The sequence below is a fragment of the Variovorax sp. Root473 genome (assembly GCF_001426505.1).
Classification (GTDB): Bacteria; Pseudomonadota; Gammaproteobacteria; order Burkholderiales; family Burkholderiaceae_C; genus Variovorax.
The window spans coordinates 519,960-535,964 of the sequence record NZ_LMEV01000017.1; the positions used below are offsets into that span (position 1 = coordinate 519,960).

The 16,005-nt window shown below is 69.4% G+C and carries 18 protein-coding genes; 10 read left to right on the plus strand and 8 right to left on the minus strand.

From position 1 onward, the window contains the following. The first annotated feature begins 27 nt into the window (after positions 1-27). Positions 28-930, plus strand: coding sequence for a LysR substrate-binding domain-containing protein (locus ASD34_RS15775; RefSeq protein WP_056579316.1), 903 nt, complete (start codon positions 28-30; stop codon positions 928-930). Positions 931-1,269: 339 nt separating this feature from the next. Continuing rightward, a complete protein-coding gene (locus tag ASD34_RS15780; RefSeq protein ID WP_056579318.1) occupies positions 1,270-3,663 on the plus strand; it encodes a PepSY domain-containing protein in 2,394 nt (797 codons plus the stop codon). Here ASD34_RS15780 and ASD34_RS15785 read toward each other — a convergent pair whose 3' ends face one another. After that, entirely contained in the window at positions 3,664-4,323 is a 660-nt protein-coding gene (locus tag ASD34_RS15785; protein ID WP_056579320.1) for a glutathione S-transferase, read from the minus strand. It abuts the gene before it with no gap. Positions 4,324-4,415: 92 nt separating this feature from the next. Between ASD34_RS15785 and ASD34_RS15790 the strand changes: the two genes are divergently transcribed. Next, on the plus strand, positions 4,416-5,288 hold the full coding sequence (locus tag ASD34_RS15790) for a helix-turn-helix transcriptional regulator (RefSeq protein WP_056579322.1): 873 nt from the start codon (positions 4,416-4,418) through the stop codon (positions 5,286-5,288). Between the two features lie 71 nt (positions 5,289-5,359). Further along, entirely contained in the window at positions 5,360-6,271 is a 912-nt protein-coding gene (locus ASD34_RS15795) for an SDR family oxidoreductase (protein WP_056579324.1), read from the plus strand. A 6-nt stretch (positions 6,272-6,277) separates the two neighbouring features. Here ASD34_RS15795 and ASD34_RS15800 read toward each other — a convergent pair whose 3' ends face one another. Together ASD34_RS15800 and ASD34_RS15805 are read right to left on the minus strand one after the other, a co-directional pair. Continuing rightward, the gene (locus ASD34_RS15800; protein ID WP_056579326.1) at positions 6,278-6,856 is read right to left on the minus strand and encodes a GNAT family N-acetyltransferase; all 579 of its coding nucleotides are present in this window, start codon (positions 6,854-6,856) and stop codon (positions 6,278-6,280) included. 27 nt (positions 6,857-6,883) lie between these two features. Further along, positions 6,884-7,300 carry a hypothetical protein gene (locus tag ASD34_RS15805; protein ID WP_056579328.1) on the minus strand — a complete coding sequence of 139 codons (417 nt, stop codon included), beginning with the start codon at positions 7,298-7,300 and terminating at the stop codon, positions 6,884-6,886. A 112-nt stretch (positions 7,301-7,412) separates the two neighbouring features. On the opposite strand from ASD34_RS15805, the gene zigA reads away from it, so the two are divergent. Beyond that, the gene (zigA, locus tag ASD34_RS15810; RefSeq protein ID WP_056579330.1) at positions 7,413-8,606 is read left to right on the plus strand and encodes a zinc metallochaperone GTPase ZigA; all 1,194 of its coding nucleotides are present in this window, start codon (positions 7,413-7,415) and stop codon (positions 8,604-8,606) included. 13 nt (positions 8,607-8,619) lie between these two features. On the opposite strand, the gene ASD34_RS15815 is transcribed toward zigA, so the two are convergent. Both ASD34_RS15815 and ASD34_RS15820 read right to left on the minus strand, forming a co-directional pair. Then, positions 8,620-9,273: an FMN-binding negative transcriptional regulator gene (locus ASD34_RS15815; protein WP_056579333.1), complete on the minus strand. Its 654-nt coding sequence runs from the start codon at positions 9,271-9,273 to the stop codon at positions 8,620-8,622. A 24-nt stretch (positions 9,274-9,297) separates the two neighbouring features. Next, the gene (locus tag ASD34_RS15820; protein WP_056582403.1) at positions 9,298-9,774 is read right to left on the minus strand and encodes a Fur family transcriptional regulator; all 477 of its coding nucleotides are present in this window, start codon (positions 9,772-9,774) and stop codon (positions 9,298-9,300) included. Positions 9,775-9,951: 177 nt separating this feature from the next. Here ASD34_RS15820 and ASD34_RS15825 point away from each other — a divergent pair, with 177 nt between their 5' ends. From ASD34_RS15825 to ASD34_RS15845, 5 genes are all read left to right on the plus strand, one after another. After that, positions 9,952-10,614, plus strand: coding sequence for an alpha/beta hydrolase (locus ASD34_RS15825; protein WP_056582405.1), 663 nt, complete (start codon positions 9,952-9,954; stop codon positions 10,612-10,614). Between the two features lie 65 nt (positions 10,615-10,679). Beyond that, on the plus strand, positions 10,680-10,997 hold the full coding sequence (locus ASD34_RS15830) for a putative quinol monooxygenase (protein ID WP_056579335.1): 318 nt from the start codon (positions 10,680-10,682) through the stop codon (positions 10,995-10,997). A gap of 165 nt (positions 10,998-11,162) precedes the next feature. Next, positions 11,163-12,719 (plus strand): glutamate--cysteine ligase, encoded by a 1,557-nt coding sequence (gene gshA, locus ASD34_RS15835; protein WP_056579336.1) that lies wholly within the window; start codon positions 11,163-11,165, stop codon positions 12,717-12,719. 140 nt (positions 12,720-12,859) lie between these two features. Then, the gene (locus ASD34_RS15840; RefSeq protein WP_056579338.1) at positions 12,860-13,240 is read left to right on the plus strand and encodes a response regulator transcription factor; all 381 of its coding nucleotides are present in this window, start codon (positions 12,860-12,862) and stop codon (positions 13,238-13,240) included. Positions 13,241-13,354: 114 nt separating this feature from the next. Continuing rightward, complete coding sequence (locus tag ASD34_RS15845; protein WP_056579340.1) at positions 13,355-14,281, plus strand: SDR family NAD(P)-dependent oxidoreductase; 927 nt, start codon at positions 13,355-13,357, stop codon at positions 14,279-14,281. A gap of 60 nt (positions 14,282-14,341) precedes the next feature. On the opposite strand, the gene ASD34_RS15850 is transcribed toward ASD34_RS15845, so the two are convergent. The 3 genes from ASD34_RS15850 to ASD34_RS15860 form a co-directional block, all read right to left on the minus strand. Further along, positions 14,342-14,704, minus strand: a complete 363-nt coding sequence (locus ASD34_RS15850) for an HPF/RaiA family ribosome-associated protein (RefSeq protein ID WP_056579342.1) — start codon at positions 14,702-14,704, stop codon at positions 14,342-14,344. 107 nt (positions 14,705-14,811) lie between these two features. Beyond that, positions 14,812-15,240 carry a CBS domain-containing protein gene (locus ASD34_RS15855; RefSeq protein ID WP_056579344.1) on the minus strand — a complete coding sequence of 143 codons (429 nt, stop codon included), beginning with the start codon at positions 15,238-15,240 and terminating at the stop codon, positions 14,812-14,814. A 159-nt stretch (positions 15,241-15,399) separates the two neighbouring features. Further along, a complete protein-coding gene (locus ASD34_RS15860) occupies positions 15,400-15,999 on the minus strand; it encodes a hypothetical protein (protein WP_056579346.1) in 600 nt (199 codons plus the stop codon). Between the last annotated feature and the right edge of the window lie 6 nt (positions 16,000-16,005).

The following is a 16,005-nucleotide window of genomic DNA, read 5'->3' on the forward strand; positions in this document are numbered from 1 at the left end:
CGATAACTTTTGGTTGTCACTCCAGCGATGAAGCCCAATCAGTTGCATGCCTTCGTGGCCGTGGTCGAGCAGATGAGCATCCGCGCCGCCGCGCGCGTGCTCGGCATCTCGCAACCGGCCGTGACCAAGATCGTGCGCGAGCTGGAGCGCGAGGTCGGCGCGCCGCTGGTGGAGCGCAGTGTGAAAGGCGTGCGGCTCACGCAGTTCGGCCTGGCCTTTGCGCCGCGCGCGCGGCTGCTGCTGGCCGACATGGAACGCGCCCGCGACGAGATCGCGCAGATCCGCGACGGCGCCACCGGCTCCGTCTCGCTGGCCGTGAGCGCCTCGTTCGCGCTGACGGTGCTGCCTGCCGCCTTCAAGGACTTCCACACGCGCCTGCCCGCGGTCGACGTGCAGTTCAGCGAGGCCGTGCTGCCATGGATGCTCGCGCGGCTGCGCGACGGGTACCTCGACTTTGCGGTGGCGCACATCGTGCCCGGCACGCTCGATCCGCAGTTCGAGGCGCTGGCGCTGTTTCCGGTGCAGCTCGTGGTCGGCCTGCGCGAGCGCCATCCGCTGCGCAATGCGCGCTCGCTGCAGGACCTCTATGCCGCCGAGTGGGTCCTGCCGGGCGACGACCATGGCGGCACCAACGCCGTGGCGCCGCTGTTCACGCCGCTCGGCTTGTCGCCGCCCGCGCGCGTGCTGCAGGGCCACTCGGTCACCGTGGCGCTCGCGCTGGTGGGCCACATGGACCTGATCGGCCTCTTCGTCGAGCCACTCGCAGGGCTCAGCTTCAAGCGCCACGGCATCCGGCGTGTCGAGGTGCGCGAGACGCTGCCGGTGCTGAACGTGTGCGTGGTGCGCCGGCGAGGGCAGCCGTCGACGCCGGCGGCGCAGCATTTCATTGAGTGCATCCAGCGGGCGTCGGCTGCGACGATGAAGGGATAGCGGAGGCGGAGGGGGCGGCTCGTGTTGGCAGACGACAAGAGCCTTCTCGGGAAACGTCAGCTCATCGCAGGAAAATCAGCATCGTCACGACGACGCTGACGCTCGCCAACAGCAACACAAAGCCCACGAGCCGCCGCTTTCTCATGGGCAGTCATGAATTTCCTCCCTCATTGGCGTTTCGAAATGGAACGCTCTGGAGGCGATGCCAGGGGCGTGCGCGACTGGAAACTGCTATCAAATGAGAATTTCTCTCATTGATAATCCCTGCTGCAGCCGTGATCGACGCCGAGCGCTCCGGACTTCGTTTCTTTTTCTTCTTCCTTTCGTTCCTCGTTTTCCATGGCCTTGTTGCGTCGCGTCTGGTTCCAGATCCATTGGTTCATCGGCATCACGGCGGGCAGCGTGCTGGTCGTCATCGGCCTGAGCGGCGCGACGCTGTCGTTCCGCGCCGAGATCACCGACCTGCTGAACCCGATCCCGGCGGCCTTGGCCGCGCCGCTGGCGCCGCCTGCGCTGCTCGAGCGCCTGCAGGCACAGTCGCCGGGGCGCCGCATCGCGTCGCTCACCGTGTTCACCGAGCCCGGGCGCCCCGCGCGCGTCGGCTTTGCGCCGCCGCCCGGCGAACGGCGCGGCGAGACGCGCTTCGTCGATGCCGCCACCGGCGCGCTGCTGCCCGATCCCGTGGGCGAGCACTTCTTCGAGTTCGTCGAAGAACTGCACCGCTGGCTGCTGTTGCCGCGCGACGACGGCAAGCCCATCACCGGTTCGCTGGCGGGCCTGTTGCTGCTGCTCGCGCTGTCGGGCCTGTACCTGCGCTGGCCGCGCCGACCCTTCGCGTGGCGCCAGTGGCTGCGCATCGACTTCGCGCTGCGCGGACGCGCCTTCCTGTGGAACCTGCATGCGGTGGTCGGCACGATCGCACTGCTGGCCTACGTGGTGTCGACCAGCACCGGCATGTACTGGGCCTTCGACGCGCTGCGCCAGGTGGTCGACGGCGCGGCCGGCGAGGCGCGCGTGGTGCGCACCGAACGCGCGCCGGCCGATTCCCCGGCGACGCTCGAGCTGGCGCGCGTCTGGCAAGCATTCACCGACACCACGCGCGGCGACTGGACGCAGGTCACGCTGCGGCTGCCCGCGCGCAACGGCGCGCAGGTCGAGGCCAACTACCTGCGCACGAACCCCGAGCACGAGCGCGCGCGCAACCGCCTGTACCTGCATGCCGCGACCGGCGAGACGCTGCGCCACGAACGCTACGCCGACAAGCCGCTCGCGGGCCGGCTCGTGAACAGCATCTACCCGCTGCACATGGGCACCTACTGGGGCCTGCCGGGGCGCATCGTGATGATGCTCACCAGCCTGGGGCTCGCGCTGTTCGCGGTCAGCGGCTGGATGATGTACCTTGGCCGCCGCCGCACCGCGAAGGCCGTGCGCGCCGAGCGCGCGTTGCTCGATGCGGCCGCCGTGCCCGCCACGGCGGGCGATGCGGGCCAGGTGCTGGTCGCCTTCGCGAGCCAGACCGGCCATGCCGAGCGCCTCGCGCTGCAGACGGCCAGCGCGCTGCAGGCCGCCGGTGTCGCGGCGGTGGTGCGGCCCGTGTCCGCGTTGAATGTCGATGCGCTGCTGCATTTCCGGCAGGTGCTGTGGGTGGCGAGCAGCTTCGGCGAAGGCGAGCCGCCCGACAGCGCGCGTGCCTTCGCCCGTGCGTTCGCGCGGCAAGGCGGCCCGGGCTTGCGCCATCTGCGCTACGGCCTGCTCGCGCTCGGCGACAGCCACTACGCGACCTTCTGCGGCTTCGGTCGCAAGCTCGACCACGACCTGCACAACCAGGGCGCGCAACCGCTGTTCCCGATGATCGAGGTGGACGGCGAAGACCCGCTGGCGCTCGCACGTTGGCACGACGCGCTGGGCGAGACCTTCGGGGTGCGCGAGGCCGCGTGGCCTGCGTCGATCGCACCGGCTTTCGAAGCCTGGCGGCTCGACGGCCGACGCCTGCTCAATGCGGGCAGCCAGGGCGATCCGCTGTTCGAGATTGAACTGCGGCGTGCTGAAGGTAGCGATGCGATGAACTGGGCGCCCGGCGCACTGGTCGAGATCGTACCGCGCCAGATGCACGACGACGGCGCGCCGGCGCCCGCGCCGCGCAGCTACTCGGTCGCGTCGATTCCGTCCGATGGCGCGGTCCAGTTGCTGGTGCGGCAGGCACGGCACGACAACGGCCTGGGCGTGGCCTCGGGCTGGCTCACGGTGGGCGCACCGATGGGCGCGGAACTCGCGCTGCGCCTTGTCGCCAACCCGGGCTTCGCGCTGCCCGACGATGCGCGGCCCTGCATCTTCATCGGCAACGGCTCGGGCTTCGCGGGCCTGCGCGCGCTGCTGCGCGAACGCGCACGCCGCGGGCACGGCCGCAACTGGCTGGTGTTCGGTGAGCGGCAGGCCGCGCACGACGGTTTCGGGGTGGACGAGGTCGCCGCATGGCAGGCCGGCGGCCTCGTGGCGCGCGCCGATTTCGTCTACTCGCGCGACCAGGCCCAGCGCGTGTACGTGCAGGACCGCCTGCGCGAGGCCGCCGAAGCGCTGAAGCAGTGGGTGGACGAGGACGGCGCGATCGTCTTCGTCTGCGGCAGCCTCGAAGGCATGGCCCCGGGCGTGGATGCGGCGCTGACCGAGGTGCTGGGCGAGAGCGGCATGGACGCGCTCATCGCCGAGGGCCGCTACCGGCGCGACGTGTACTGATCAGTCGGGCGGAAAGCGCACGCCCGGCTCACCCGCCTGCCAGGGCGCGTACTTGGGCATGGCGCGCGTGAACAGTTCCGACGCAGTCCAGCCCGCCAGCCAGGCCTGAAGGCGTGGCCAGGGCTGCGCGTCGAACCAGACTTGATCGACCATCGCGAACTGGCGCACGAAGGGCATGAGCGCCGCGTCGGCCAGCGTGGCGTGGGCGCCGGCCAGTTGCGCCGACATCGCCAGCCTGTCTTCGAGCCCTTGCAGGAAGCGCGCCCCGTCGTCGCGCGCCGATCCTTCCGATGCAGGGTGGCGCGCCGGGTACTTGTAGCGGTCGAGCAGCGGCTTGAAGTCGTTGTCGCAGGCGGCGACCAGTGTGAGCAGGTCGTCGAGCGTGCCGCGCTCCGGCGCGAGCCAGCGCAGCGGATCGTGGCGGTGCAGCGCCCACAGCATCACGTCCAGGCTCTGCTCCAGCACCGCCGCGCCGCCGTCGAGCACCAGCACGGGCACCGTGCCCTTGGGCGAGGCCGCGAGCATCTCGGCGGGCTTGCGCTTGAGTTCGACCTCGCGCAGTTCGCAGCGCTGTTCGCCCGCCACCAGCGCGAGCCGGGCCCGCATCGCATAGGGGCAGCGACGGAACGAATAGAGCACGGGGAGGGCGGAATCGAGCATGGGAGCGACAGGTGAGCAGGGGGAGCCGGCCGATTGTCGGCCCGTGCCCGCCGGGTCGCGCGGCGGCGGGTTTTTCCTCACAATCGACCGCCATGGCCGAACGTCTTTTCCTCCGGCTTCACGACGACCCGCTGCACGGGCCGGAGTCGGGCGTGCCCGACGGCACGCTGCAGGTGCTTCCGATCGCGCCGGCACTGCAGTCGCATGTGTCGCACCTGATGATGTACCGCGAGACCTTCGCGCCCGGCCATGAGATGCGCGAGCGGGTGCTGCCCGACGGCGCGATCCGGCTGGTCTTCAACTTCGGCGACGCGCCCTCGGCCGACGATGCGCCGGGGCAGGCGGTCGAAGCCATCGGCGCCTTCGCCGCGCCCGCCGTGGTGCGGATGCGCGACACGGTCGAAGGCCTGTCGGTGACGCTGCGCCCTGGCGCGGCGGCGGCGCTGCTCGGCGTGCCGGCCGGCGAGATCGCGGGCCGCGCGGTGCACCTCGATGAACTCTGGGGCGGCGAGGGCTCGACGCTGCTCGCGCGCATGGCCGAAGCGCGCGGCGATGTTGCACGTGCCGACCTGCTGCAGCAGGCGCTGATGAAGCGGCTGCACAAAGCCAGGGACGGCACGCCGCCGGCCGCCGCGATGCACGCCGCGCGGCTCATCGCCGCCGCCGATGGGCGCCGGGCCTTGCGCGAGGTGGCGCAGGCGGTCGGTGTGGGCGAGCGTCGGCTGCAGCAGCTTTTTCATGCGCACGTCGGGCTGTCTCCGCGCGCCTGGGGCCGGCTCGCGCGGCTGCATGCCTGCCTGCGAGCACTGCGCCAGCACAGCGCGCCGGCCTGGGCCGACATGGCGCTGGACCACGGGTTCTACGACCAGTCGCACCTCGTCAACGAGTTCCGCGCCCTGTGCGGCGTGACGCCCAGCGAGTTCCTCGGGCGCCGGGTTTCGGTTTCTTCCAAGACGGCGCGCTGAGGCCGGCCTATCGTGGCGGCTTGTCCTCGCGCTGGAAGGAGGACTCTCACCGAACGAAGGAGCAACGACACATGACAGCAGCCCCCTCCACCCCTGACGCCGCGCACCGCCCGCTGGCAGGCCGCGTGGCCGTGGTGACCGGCGCCAGCCGCGGCGCGGGCCACGGCATCGCGCAGGAACTGGGCGTGGCCGGCGCCACCGTGTACGTGACGGGACGCAGCACCCGCGCGCAGCCGGCCGATACCTACGGCCAGCTGCTCGCGCTGTCCGAGCTGGCCGCCTTGCCCGGCACCATCGACGACACCGCCGACGAGGTCACGCGGCTCGGGGGACACGGCATTGCCGTGGCCTGCGATCACACGAAGGAAGACGAGGTGGCGGCGCTGTTCGCGCGCGTCGAACGCGAGCAGGGCCGGCTCGACCTGCTCGTGAACAACGCCTGGGGCGGCCACGAAACCTTCACGGGCGTCTTCGAGGCGCCGTTCTGGGAACACCCGCTCGCCCACTGGGATTCGATGTTCGATCGCGGCGTGCGCAACCACCTCGTGGCCAGCCGCTGCGCCGCGCCGTTCATGGTGGCGCGCAAGCAGGGCCTGATCGTCACCACTACCTTCTGGGACCGCGGCCATTACCTGCGCGGCAACCTGTTCTACGACCTCGCCAAGGCCTCGATGACGCGGCTGGCTTTCGGCATCGCGCAGGAACTGCAGCCGCATGGCGTGACTTCGGTGGCCGTGTCGCCGGGCTGGATGCGCACCGAGTTCGTGCTCGCGGGCCACAAGACCGACGAGGCGCACTGGCAGGAACGTCCTGCGCTGGCACGTACTGAATCGCCGCGCTACCTGGGCCGCGCCGTGGCCGCACTGGCGGGCGATGCGCAGGTGCTCGACAAGACCGGCCAGGTGCTGCGCGTGGGCGACCTGGCGCGTGCCTACGGCTTCACCGACATCGACGGTCGGCAGGTTGCGCCGTTCGAGCTGTAGGGCGCGCTACGACAGGTCGCGCACGTCGATGCGAAAGCGCAGCTCGGGCGCGCCGCCGAGCCCGGGCTCGGTGATGAACTCTTCGAGCAGCACGCCGCCGTTGGCGCGGATCACGCGCTGCGAGGCCAGGTTGTCGGGGCTGGTCGTGATCTCGACGTGGTCCAGGCCGATGGCACGCGCATCGGGCAGCAGCGCGCGCAGCGCGGCGGTGGCATAGCCCCGGCCGCTTTTCCACGGCACCACGCCGTAGCCGATGTGGCCGAGGCAGTAGGGCGGCAGGGCGTGGGTGCCCGGCTGCCAGCGCAGCTGGATGCTGCCGCAGAACTCGCCGTCCCACAGCCAGCGCCGGTAGCCCGGCAACCGCGGCACGGTGCCGCCGTCGGGCAGCGCGATGGGCGGGCCCTTGGTTTCGCGATCGACGAGGCCGGCAAGAAAACCTTCGGGGTCGGTGCGAATCAGCGCCAGCTCTTCGCGGCCGGCTTCGGCCCGCAGGTTGTTCGGCGACCAACCGCGCTCCAGTGCGGCGATGTAGCCGGGCAAATGTTCAGGCGAGGGCCAGACGAGTTGCAGGGCGGAAAGGGACATGGGAAACGGTCCTTGTTTTCTTTGAGATCAGTACGAGCGCAAGGCGATGCCCCAGCGCCCCTCGGCCTGCACGACGATCCAGAGGTTGGCGTGTGTGCTGAGCACCGCACCGGCCGCATCGCGCCGCGTGTAGTGCACGAAGAAGTGCACCTTGTCGTGGCTCACGAGCACGGGCTCCTTCTGCTCGTACTGCGTGCGCGCCCAGCCACCGGCCTTGAGCGTGTCGAAGAAATCGGCCGGGTGCTGGCCGGGCGCGGGCCAGTCGAGCCGCTGCGCGCCCGAGAGCATCGTGTGCGGAAAGTGCAGTTCGGCGTCCATGCCGCGCGTGTCCGAGGCGTTGAAGGCGGCCGTGAAGCGGTCGAGGCAGGCCGATGCGGCGGCGACGACCGCAGCGTGCGGCGCGTCGGAGGGCGGCGGGGCGACGAAGGCGGAAAAGTCGGTCATGCGCCGGATGGTAAGGCGAGCGCGCGGCCGACAGGCGATGGCGATATAAATGCAACTCGGTTGCGACGATCCATATAATGCAACTCCATTGCATTTGAAGAACGAGTCTCCCATGGCCGATCGCCTTCCCGTCACCGTGCTGTCCGGCTTCCTGGGCGCCGGCAAGACCACGCTGCTCAACCACATCCTGCACAACCGCGAGGGCCGCCGCGTGGCGGTGATCGTCAACGACATGAGCGAGGTGAACATCGACGCCGCGCTGGTGCGCGAAGGCGGCGCCGCGCTGTCGCGCACCGACGAGAAGCTGGTCGAGATGAGCAACGGCTGCATCTGCTGCACGCTGCGCGAAGACCTGCTGATCGAGGTGAAGCGGCTCGCCCAGGAAGGGCGCTTCGATCAGCTCGTGATCGAGTCGACCGGCATCTCCGAGCCGCTGCCCGTGGCCGAGACCTTCACCTTCGCGGGCGAAGACGGCCAGAGCCTGGCCGACGTGGCGCGACTGGACACCATGGTCACGGTGGTCGATGCCTTCAACTTTCTGCGCGACTACGGCTCGCCCGACAGCCTGGGCCAGCGCGGCCAGTCGCTGGGCGACGAAGACACGCGCACGGTGGTCGACCTGCTGATCGAGCAGATCGAGTTCTGCGATGTGCTCGTGGTCAACAAGACCGACCTCGTGACGGCGGAAGAACGCGAGCGGTTGATGGCGATCCTGCGCAGCCTCAACCCGCGTGCGTGCATCGAGGAGTCGGAGTTCGGCCGCGTTGCGCTCGACCGCGTGCTGGACACGGGCCTGTTCGACTTCGAGCAGGCCGAGCAGGCACCGGGCTGGCTGGCCGAGCTGCGCGGCGAGCACGTGCCCGAGAGCGAGGCCTACGGCATCCGCAGCTTCGTCTACCGGTCGCGCCTGCCATTCCATCCGAAGCGCTTCTGGGATTTGGTGCAGAGCGAGTGGGAGGGCGTGGTGCGCTCCAAGGGCTTCTTCTGGCTCGCGAGCCGCCCGACCCGCGCGGGTGCGTGGTCGCAGGCCGGGGGCGCCTGCCGCTACGGCGTGGCGGGCCTGTGGTGGGCGGCCGTGCCGCGCGAACACTGGCCGAGCGATCCCGACGGGCTCGAACTCATCCGCAAGAACTGGGACGACGCCACCGGCGACGCGCGCCAGGAATTGGTGCTGATCGGCATCGGCATGGACGAAGCGGCGCTGCGTGCGCGGCTCGATGCCTGCCTGCTGACGCCGAACGAGATGCGCTTCGGCCCTTCGTGGTGGCAGAACCTGCCCGATCCGTTTCCGTCGTGGAACGCGTGAGCGCGCGGGCGATTCAGTCGCCGGCGCTGCCGGACTGCATCGCCTGCTGCACCAGCCGGGCCATGGCCGACGCGTTCTCGTTGCCGACAGCGGCCAGCCCCTGCACCGTGCCTTGACGGTCCTGCAAGGCTTCGTCCTGGCTGGCCTTGAGCTTGCCTACGAGGCGGTCGATGGGGATCTCGATGCCCACCACGGCGCGCGCCAGCTTGCGGATGAAGGTCTCGGGCGCGTCCGTGGTTTGCCAGGGCACGGGTTGGCCGGCCTCGTTCGCCGCGGTCAGCCGCGCGAGCAGGTCGAGCAGCCAGGCTTCGTCGTCGATGGCGCGCGCGATGCCGTGCGCATGGGCGACGGCGTAGTTCCAGGTCGGCACCACCTGGCCGTGCTCGGCCTTGCCGGGGTACCAGCCGGGCGTGATGTAGGCCTGCGGCCCCAGGAACATCACGACCGAAGGGGCCGCGGCATCGAGCTGGCGCCACACGGGATTGGCACGCGACACGTGGCCGAGCAGCGTGCCGAACGGGCCGCGCGAGCGGTCGAGCAGAAAGGGCAGGTGGTTGGCGACCAGCCCGTCGGCGCCCTGAACGACCCAGGCGCCCAGCGGATGCGCGTCGATCAGCGCGTGGCTCGCGCCGAGGTCGGGCTGGCGGTGGTGCCGGGAGACGTACACGGGCGGCCTGGTCGGCTCGGCGGCCTATCGGGCGCAGTCGCCGCACATGCCGTGCAGCGTGAGCGCCGTGTGCCGCGTGTCGATGCCCTGCTTGCGCAGCGCCTTGCCGAGCCGGCCCATCACCTTGGGCAGTTCGGGGTCGGAGGGCAGCGCCAGCACCTTGTGGCACTGGTCGCATTCGAAGGTGTTGCCCGAGGCGGTGTCGACGTGCCGTGCGAAGCGGTTGACCCGGTCGGCGGCCACGCGGCGGTCGCACAGGCCGGCTTCGACCAGCCGGTCGAGCACACGGTAGAGCGTGACGCGGTCGGGCGGCTCGCCCGTGGCGGCGGTGTAGGCGGCGGCCACTTCCTCGTGGGTCAGCGGCTGCGAGCCGTGTTCGAGCAGTTCGAGCACGGTCTGGGCGGCGCGCGTCACGCGCAGCCCGCTGCCGCGCAGCAGCGCCTCGCTGTCGAAGGCGGGGGCAGGCGACGATGTCTTCGGGGGCGGGGTGGGGGTCTTCATGCGAAACGCCATTGTGTTGCATCCGGCGCGCCCTTGCGACGGCAAGGGCGCGCAGGGAAACCCGAAGGCCCGGATGTTGCGAGGTGCAAGTCAGCCAACCGGCCGTTTCGCGGCGGCCCGGGGTGCCCGAATGCGCTAAGGTCCGGGCATTCGCATTCCTGAATACCTTCGTTGACCATGTCCCGTCCCCCCATCGAAATCGAAACCGCCCCGAACCCCACCGCCTCGGTGATCCTGATGCACGGCCTGGGTGCCGACGGCAACGACTTCGTGCCGATTGCCGGCGAACTCGACCTGTCGGCCGTGGGCCCGGTGCGCTTCGTGTTCCCCAATGCGCCGGTGATTCCGGTCACGCTGAACAACGGCTACCAGATGCCCGCGTGGTTCGACATTGCCGGGGCCGATTTCAATGTGCAGGAAGACGCCGCGGGCCTGCGCCGCTCGCAGACCGCCATCGAGACGCTGATCGCGAATGAGAAGGCCCGCGGCATTGCCGCCAGCCGCATCGTGGTGGCCGGTTTTTCGCAGGGCTGCGCCATGGCGCTGCTGACCGGGCTGCGCCATGCCGAGCGCCTGGGCGGCATCGTCGGCCTGTCGGGCTGGCTGCCGCTGGCGGCGGCCACCGCGGCCGAGCGCCATGCGGCCAACCACGGCACGCCCGTGTTCCTCGGCCATGGCCGGCAGGACCCGATGGTGCCGCTGGCACGCGCCATGCAATCGCGCGACGCGCTCGCCGCCCTGGGCTACACCGTCGAATGGCACGAGTACGCGATGGCGCATTCGGTCTGCATGGAAGAAGTGGCCGACCTGAACGCCTTTTTGCTGCGCGTGCTGCGCTGACGCACAAGCGGGCCGCTGCGGCACACCCACGAGACAGACAGAGAGAGACACAGAAGGAGACCGCCATGATCCTCGTCATCGGACACGCGCTCGCCAAGGCCGACACCCTGCAGGCGATGCTGGCCATCAGCGTGGAGCACGTGCTGCGCTCGCGCGGCGAGCCGGGCTGCATTTCGCACGACGTCACGACCGATGTGCAAGACCCGCTGCGGCTCACCTTCGTCGAGCGCTGGAGCGACATGGCGGCGCTGCAAGCGCACTTTCGCGTCGATGCGTCGCGTGCGTTCGGCAAGGCGCTCGCGGCCATGGCCGACGGCATGCCGTCGATCCATGTCTACCAGTCGGATGAGGTCGACCTGTCGGCGGGCCGCGCCCAAGTCTGAATTTCGCTGGGCCTTCCGCGCTGGAATGCGCGTGGCATTTGAGAGTGTAGCTATGGAAAAAGTAGCAAAAAACAGCATAGCCGGATGCGGGATTCCCTGCTTCAGCAGTGCCTGTCCGCCCGTGCTACCTTCCAGCCCCACAGAAGATTGATGGGTCATAAGAACATGAGCAACAGATTGCAGGAGAGGTTGGGTGCACTCCCGGCCGCGCGGTTGAAGGGCATGCGTCGCGGCATCGAGAAGGAGAGCCTGCGCGCATTGCCCGACGGCAAGCTGGCCCTCACGCCGCATCCGCTGGCACTGGGCTCCGCGCTCACGCATCCGCACATCACGACCGACTTCAGCGAGTCGCAGCTCGAACTCATCACGGGCGTGCACGCGGGCGTGGAGTCGGCGCTCGAAGAGCTCACGCGCGTGCACCAGTTCACCTACCGCGTGCTCGACCAGCTCGGCGACGAGCGCCTGTGGGTGTCGAGCATGCCCTGCGGCCTGCCGACCGACGAGACCATTCCGATCGGCCGCTACGGCTCGTCGAACGTGGGCCGCGCCAAGAGCGTGTACCGCATGGGCCTGAGCCACCGCTATGGCCGCCGCATGCAGACCATTTCGGGCATCCACTACAACTGGTCGCTGCCCGATGTGTCGAGCGAAGAATATTTCGCGCTCATCCGCAACTTCCGCCGCCACGCCTTCCTGCTGCTGTACCTGTTCGGCGCCTCGCCGACCCTGTGTTCGAGCTTTGTCGCGAGCCGCCCGCACGAACTGCAGCCACTGGGCGACGGCAGCATGTACATGCCGCACGGCACCTCGCTGCGCATGGGCCCCCTGGGCTACCAGAGCGAGGCGCAGGCGTCGCTGGCCGTGAGCTACAACAGCCTGGAAGGCTACGGCGCCTCGCTGCAGGACGCGCTCACACGTCCGTGGCCGGCCTACGAGGCCATCGGCATCCGCAACCTGGGCGGCGACTACAACCAGCTGGGCACCAGCTTGCTGCAGATCGAGAACGAGTTCTACGGCACCATCCGCCCCAAGCGCGTCATTCACCCCGGCGAGCGCCCGCTGCATGCGCTGCGCGAGCGCGGCGTGGAGTACGTCGAAGTACGCCTGATGGACCTCGACCCCTTCGAGACTGTCGGCATCAACGCGCAGACCATGCGCTTCATCGACGTGTTCCTGCTGCACTGCCTGCTGAGCGACAGCCCCGATGACACGCCGCAGGAAATCGCCGACCTGGCGCAGAACCAGCACCTCACGGCCGCGCGCGGCCGCGAGCCGGGCCTGAAGCTGCGCCGCGACGCGCGCGAGGTCGGCCTGGCCGACTGGGGCATGGAACTCATCGAGCAGTGCCTGCCCATCGCCGCCGCGCTCGACGCGGCGCAAGGCAGTACGCAGCACGTCGACGCGGTGCGCGCCGCCAAGGCTGGCCTCGAGAACCCCGACAGCCTGCCGTCGGCGCGCGTGCTCGCGGCCATCGAGCAGCAGCACGCCAACTCGTTCGTCGGCTTCGTGCGCGCCCAGTCGGAGCAGACCCGCGCCGCGCTGCTCGCGCTGCCGTTCTCCGCCGCGCAACAGGCAGCGTTCGAACGCATGACGGCCGAATCGATCCAGGAACAGAAGCGCATCGAGGCGGCCGACACCATGCCCTTCGAGATCTACCGCGAGCAGTACGTCTCGCCCGCGCGCCTGGGCATGGCGCAGGGCCGGCAGCCGGTCGCGGCCTGAGCCCGCCCCGGCCGGCGCGCGCCGACAGCGCCGCTGGCCGATGGCCTACAGGCATTGGCCTGTCCGGCTCACCGTGGCCCTGGAGGCTGCCCGGAAGATGGCGTCATGCGCAGTCAAGCTTCGGACCGGGGACATTCACGATGACGCTCAACGCCTACCTGGTCGAGGACAGTCCGGTGATTCGCGAGAACCTCGTCGGCTTTCTCGAGGACGTGGCCGATGCGCACGTCGTGGCCTCGGCGAGCACGGCCGATGAGGCGCTCAACTGGCTGAGCCATCACCAGCGCGACTGGGACCTTGCCATCGTTGATCTGTTCCTGCAGCGAGGCAATGGCCTGGCCGTGATCCATGCCTGCCGCCACCGCGCGCCGCACCAGAAGGTCGTGGTGCTCAGCAACTACGCCACCGCCGACATGCGCCTGCGCTCGCAGCAACTGGGCGCAGACGCCTTCTTCGACAAATCGGCCGAACTCGACCAGCTGGTCGCGTACTGCGCCACGGTCCAGCCGTCGCATGGGTGACTGGCGCCGGGGCTGCGCAGCGCCGGGCAGGGCAGGGAACTGAGGTAAAACGCCGGGTGGCCGCCCGCCGGCACCCCTCTTTCCAACCCCCTACAGACAGCGAGCAGAGACCTCATGAGCAACAGCACCTCCATCGACTTCCAGGGCCGTGTGGCCATCGTGACCGGCGCGGGTGGCGGCCTGGGCCGCCAGCACGCGCTGGCGCTGGCGGCGCGTGGCGCCAAAGTGGTGGTCAACGACCTGGGCGGGGCGCGCGACGGCTCGGGTGGCTCGGCGAGCGCCGCGCAGGCGGTGGTCGACGAGATCAAGGCGGCCGGGGGCGAAGCGATCGCCAACGGCGCCTCGGTGACCGACTTCGAGGCCGTGCAGGCCATGGTCCAGCAGGCGGTCGACGCCTGGGGCCGCGTCGACATCCTGATCAACAACGCCGGCATCCTGCGCGACAAGAGCTTCGCCAAGATGGAGCTGGCCGACTTCAAGCTCGTGGTCGACGTGCACCTGATGGGCGCCGTGAACTGCACCAAGGCCGTCTGGGCGCTGATGAACGAGCAAAAGTACGGCCGCATCGTGATGACCACGTCGTCGTCCGGTCTGTATGGCAACTTCGGCCAGAGCAACTACGGCGCCGCGAAGCTGGCGCTGGTCGGCCTCATGCAGACGCTGAGCATCGAAGGCGCCAAGAACGACATCCGCGTGAATTGCCTGGCGCCCACCGCTGCCACGCGCATGACGGAAGACCTGTTCCCCAAGGAAATGCTCGAAGCCTTCCGCCCCGAAGCCGTGGTGCCCGCGATGCTGGTGCTGGCCGCGCAGGACGCGCCCAACCGCACCATCCTCTGTGCCGGCGCCGGCACCTTCGAGGCCGCGCACATCACGCTCACGCAGGGCGCCTGGCTGGGCATTGCCGCCGACACGCCCGAACAGCTCGCTGCGCGCCTGTCGGAAGTGACCGCGCGCGAGGGCGAGGCCGTGCCGCAGAGCGGTGCCGCCCAGGGTGCGAACGAAGTGGCGAAGGGCATGGCCAACGCCGGCCGGGGCTGAGCCGCGCTGTGGGCCTGAAAGGGCCCGCGCTGCACGGCGGGCCCTGACGGAAGGGCCTGGCTATTCGGCGACGAAGCCTTCGCCGTCCCGGCGGATCGAGCCGCGGTCGCGGTGGTTGTTGAGGCGCCCCAGCGTGTTGTCGAGCAGTCGCTTGAGCTTGTCGGCCGCGCCGCGGAAGGCCTCGTCGAGGCTGGCTGCGTGCTGTGTCACCACGAGCGGCTGGTGGTGCGCCAGGCGCGCTTCCATCACGCAGCACTTGTCGCCGGCGCCGGCCTTGTCGTGGTTCTCGTCGCTCAGGTGTACTTCGACGCGCGTCACGTCTTCGACGAAACGGCTCAGGTGCTGCTTGATTTCGGTGTCGGCCCAGCGCTCCAGCGTGTCCTTGTTGGTGATGCCATTGCTCGTGTTGACCTGGATCTGCATTGCGTATGCCCCTGCTGGATGGTGAACGAGCCTTCACTTTGCACCCGAACGGGTGCCCCTGTACGTAGGTGCGATGCCCTTATCGGCCGAGGCATCGGACTGGCGCGTCAACTTTGGATGTACGAGGTCAGCTGTGTGATGGTCTGTTCGTGCTCGGAAATGATGTCGTCCATCAGGTCCTGAATGGAGATCATGCCGACCACCTTGTCGCCGTCGACGACGGGCAGGTGGCGGAACTTGCGCTGGCTCATGAGCGCCATGCAGGCGTGGGTCTGGGTCTGCGGGGTGACGGTCATCACGTCGGGCGTCATGATCTCGGCAACCTTCACCTCCTTGGAGTTCTTGCCCTGCAGGGCCACCTTGCGCGTGTAGTCGCGTTCGGAGAGAAAGCCCACGAGCTTCTCGCCGTCCATCACCATGAGTGCGCCCACTTCGAAGTGCGCCAGCGTGGCCAGCGCGTCGAACACGCTGGTGTGAGGCGAGGTGCGCCAGGCGGCGGAATCGTGGCGCTTGAGCAGTTCGGAGACGGGTTTCATCGCGGGCACTCCATTCAGGGGTTTCGATCCGGCCGCCGCACGCGGTGCCGTGCTTCGGACAAATCATAGGGGCGGAATCGCCCGTCGCGATGCAAAAACCTGCGGGGTGTTGCGCGTGTCACGCAGCGCACACGAACCCCGCCGGCTTTCAGAGAGTGCTCAGGGTGCGGTGGCGAGCACGCGGCTCAGCGCCACGGCGTTGCCCGCGACGGTTTTCACGAGGCCCTTCTCGTCGAAGTTCACCTGGAACTCCGACCAGCTGTCGCGCCAGTAGCGCCAGATGGGCGCGTCCAGGCTCGGGTTCTCGCTGGCCACCGGGTAGCCGATGGCCATGAGCACCTGTTCGCGCGTCATGCCGGGCATCACCTTGCCCGCGACGATGGCCGCGCCCACCGCGGGCGGGAAGCTCGCGATCTTGCGCTTCGGGTCTTCGGTGACGACATAGCGTTGGGCGAAGTCGATCAGCGTGATGTTGCGGCTGTAGTCGTTCTTGATGCGCTGCGGCTTGCCCGCGAGATCGACGTTGAAGAAGCGGAAGTCGTAGGCCGTGATGCGCGCCGGCGTGCCCACGGCCACGACGCTCGTGCCCTGCTCGTCGTAGTTGATGTCGCTGATCGAATCGCCGTACGTGCGCATGTTGCAGCACAGGAAACCGTCGGTCAGCGGGCCGGGCGGCGGCGACGGGCGCTGGGCTTGCGCCACGGTGGCGGACAGGATGCTGGTGGCCGCCAGCAGGGCGGCGGCAAGGCGCTGGACCATGAAAGG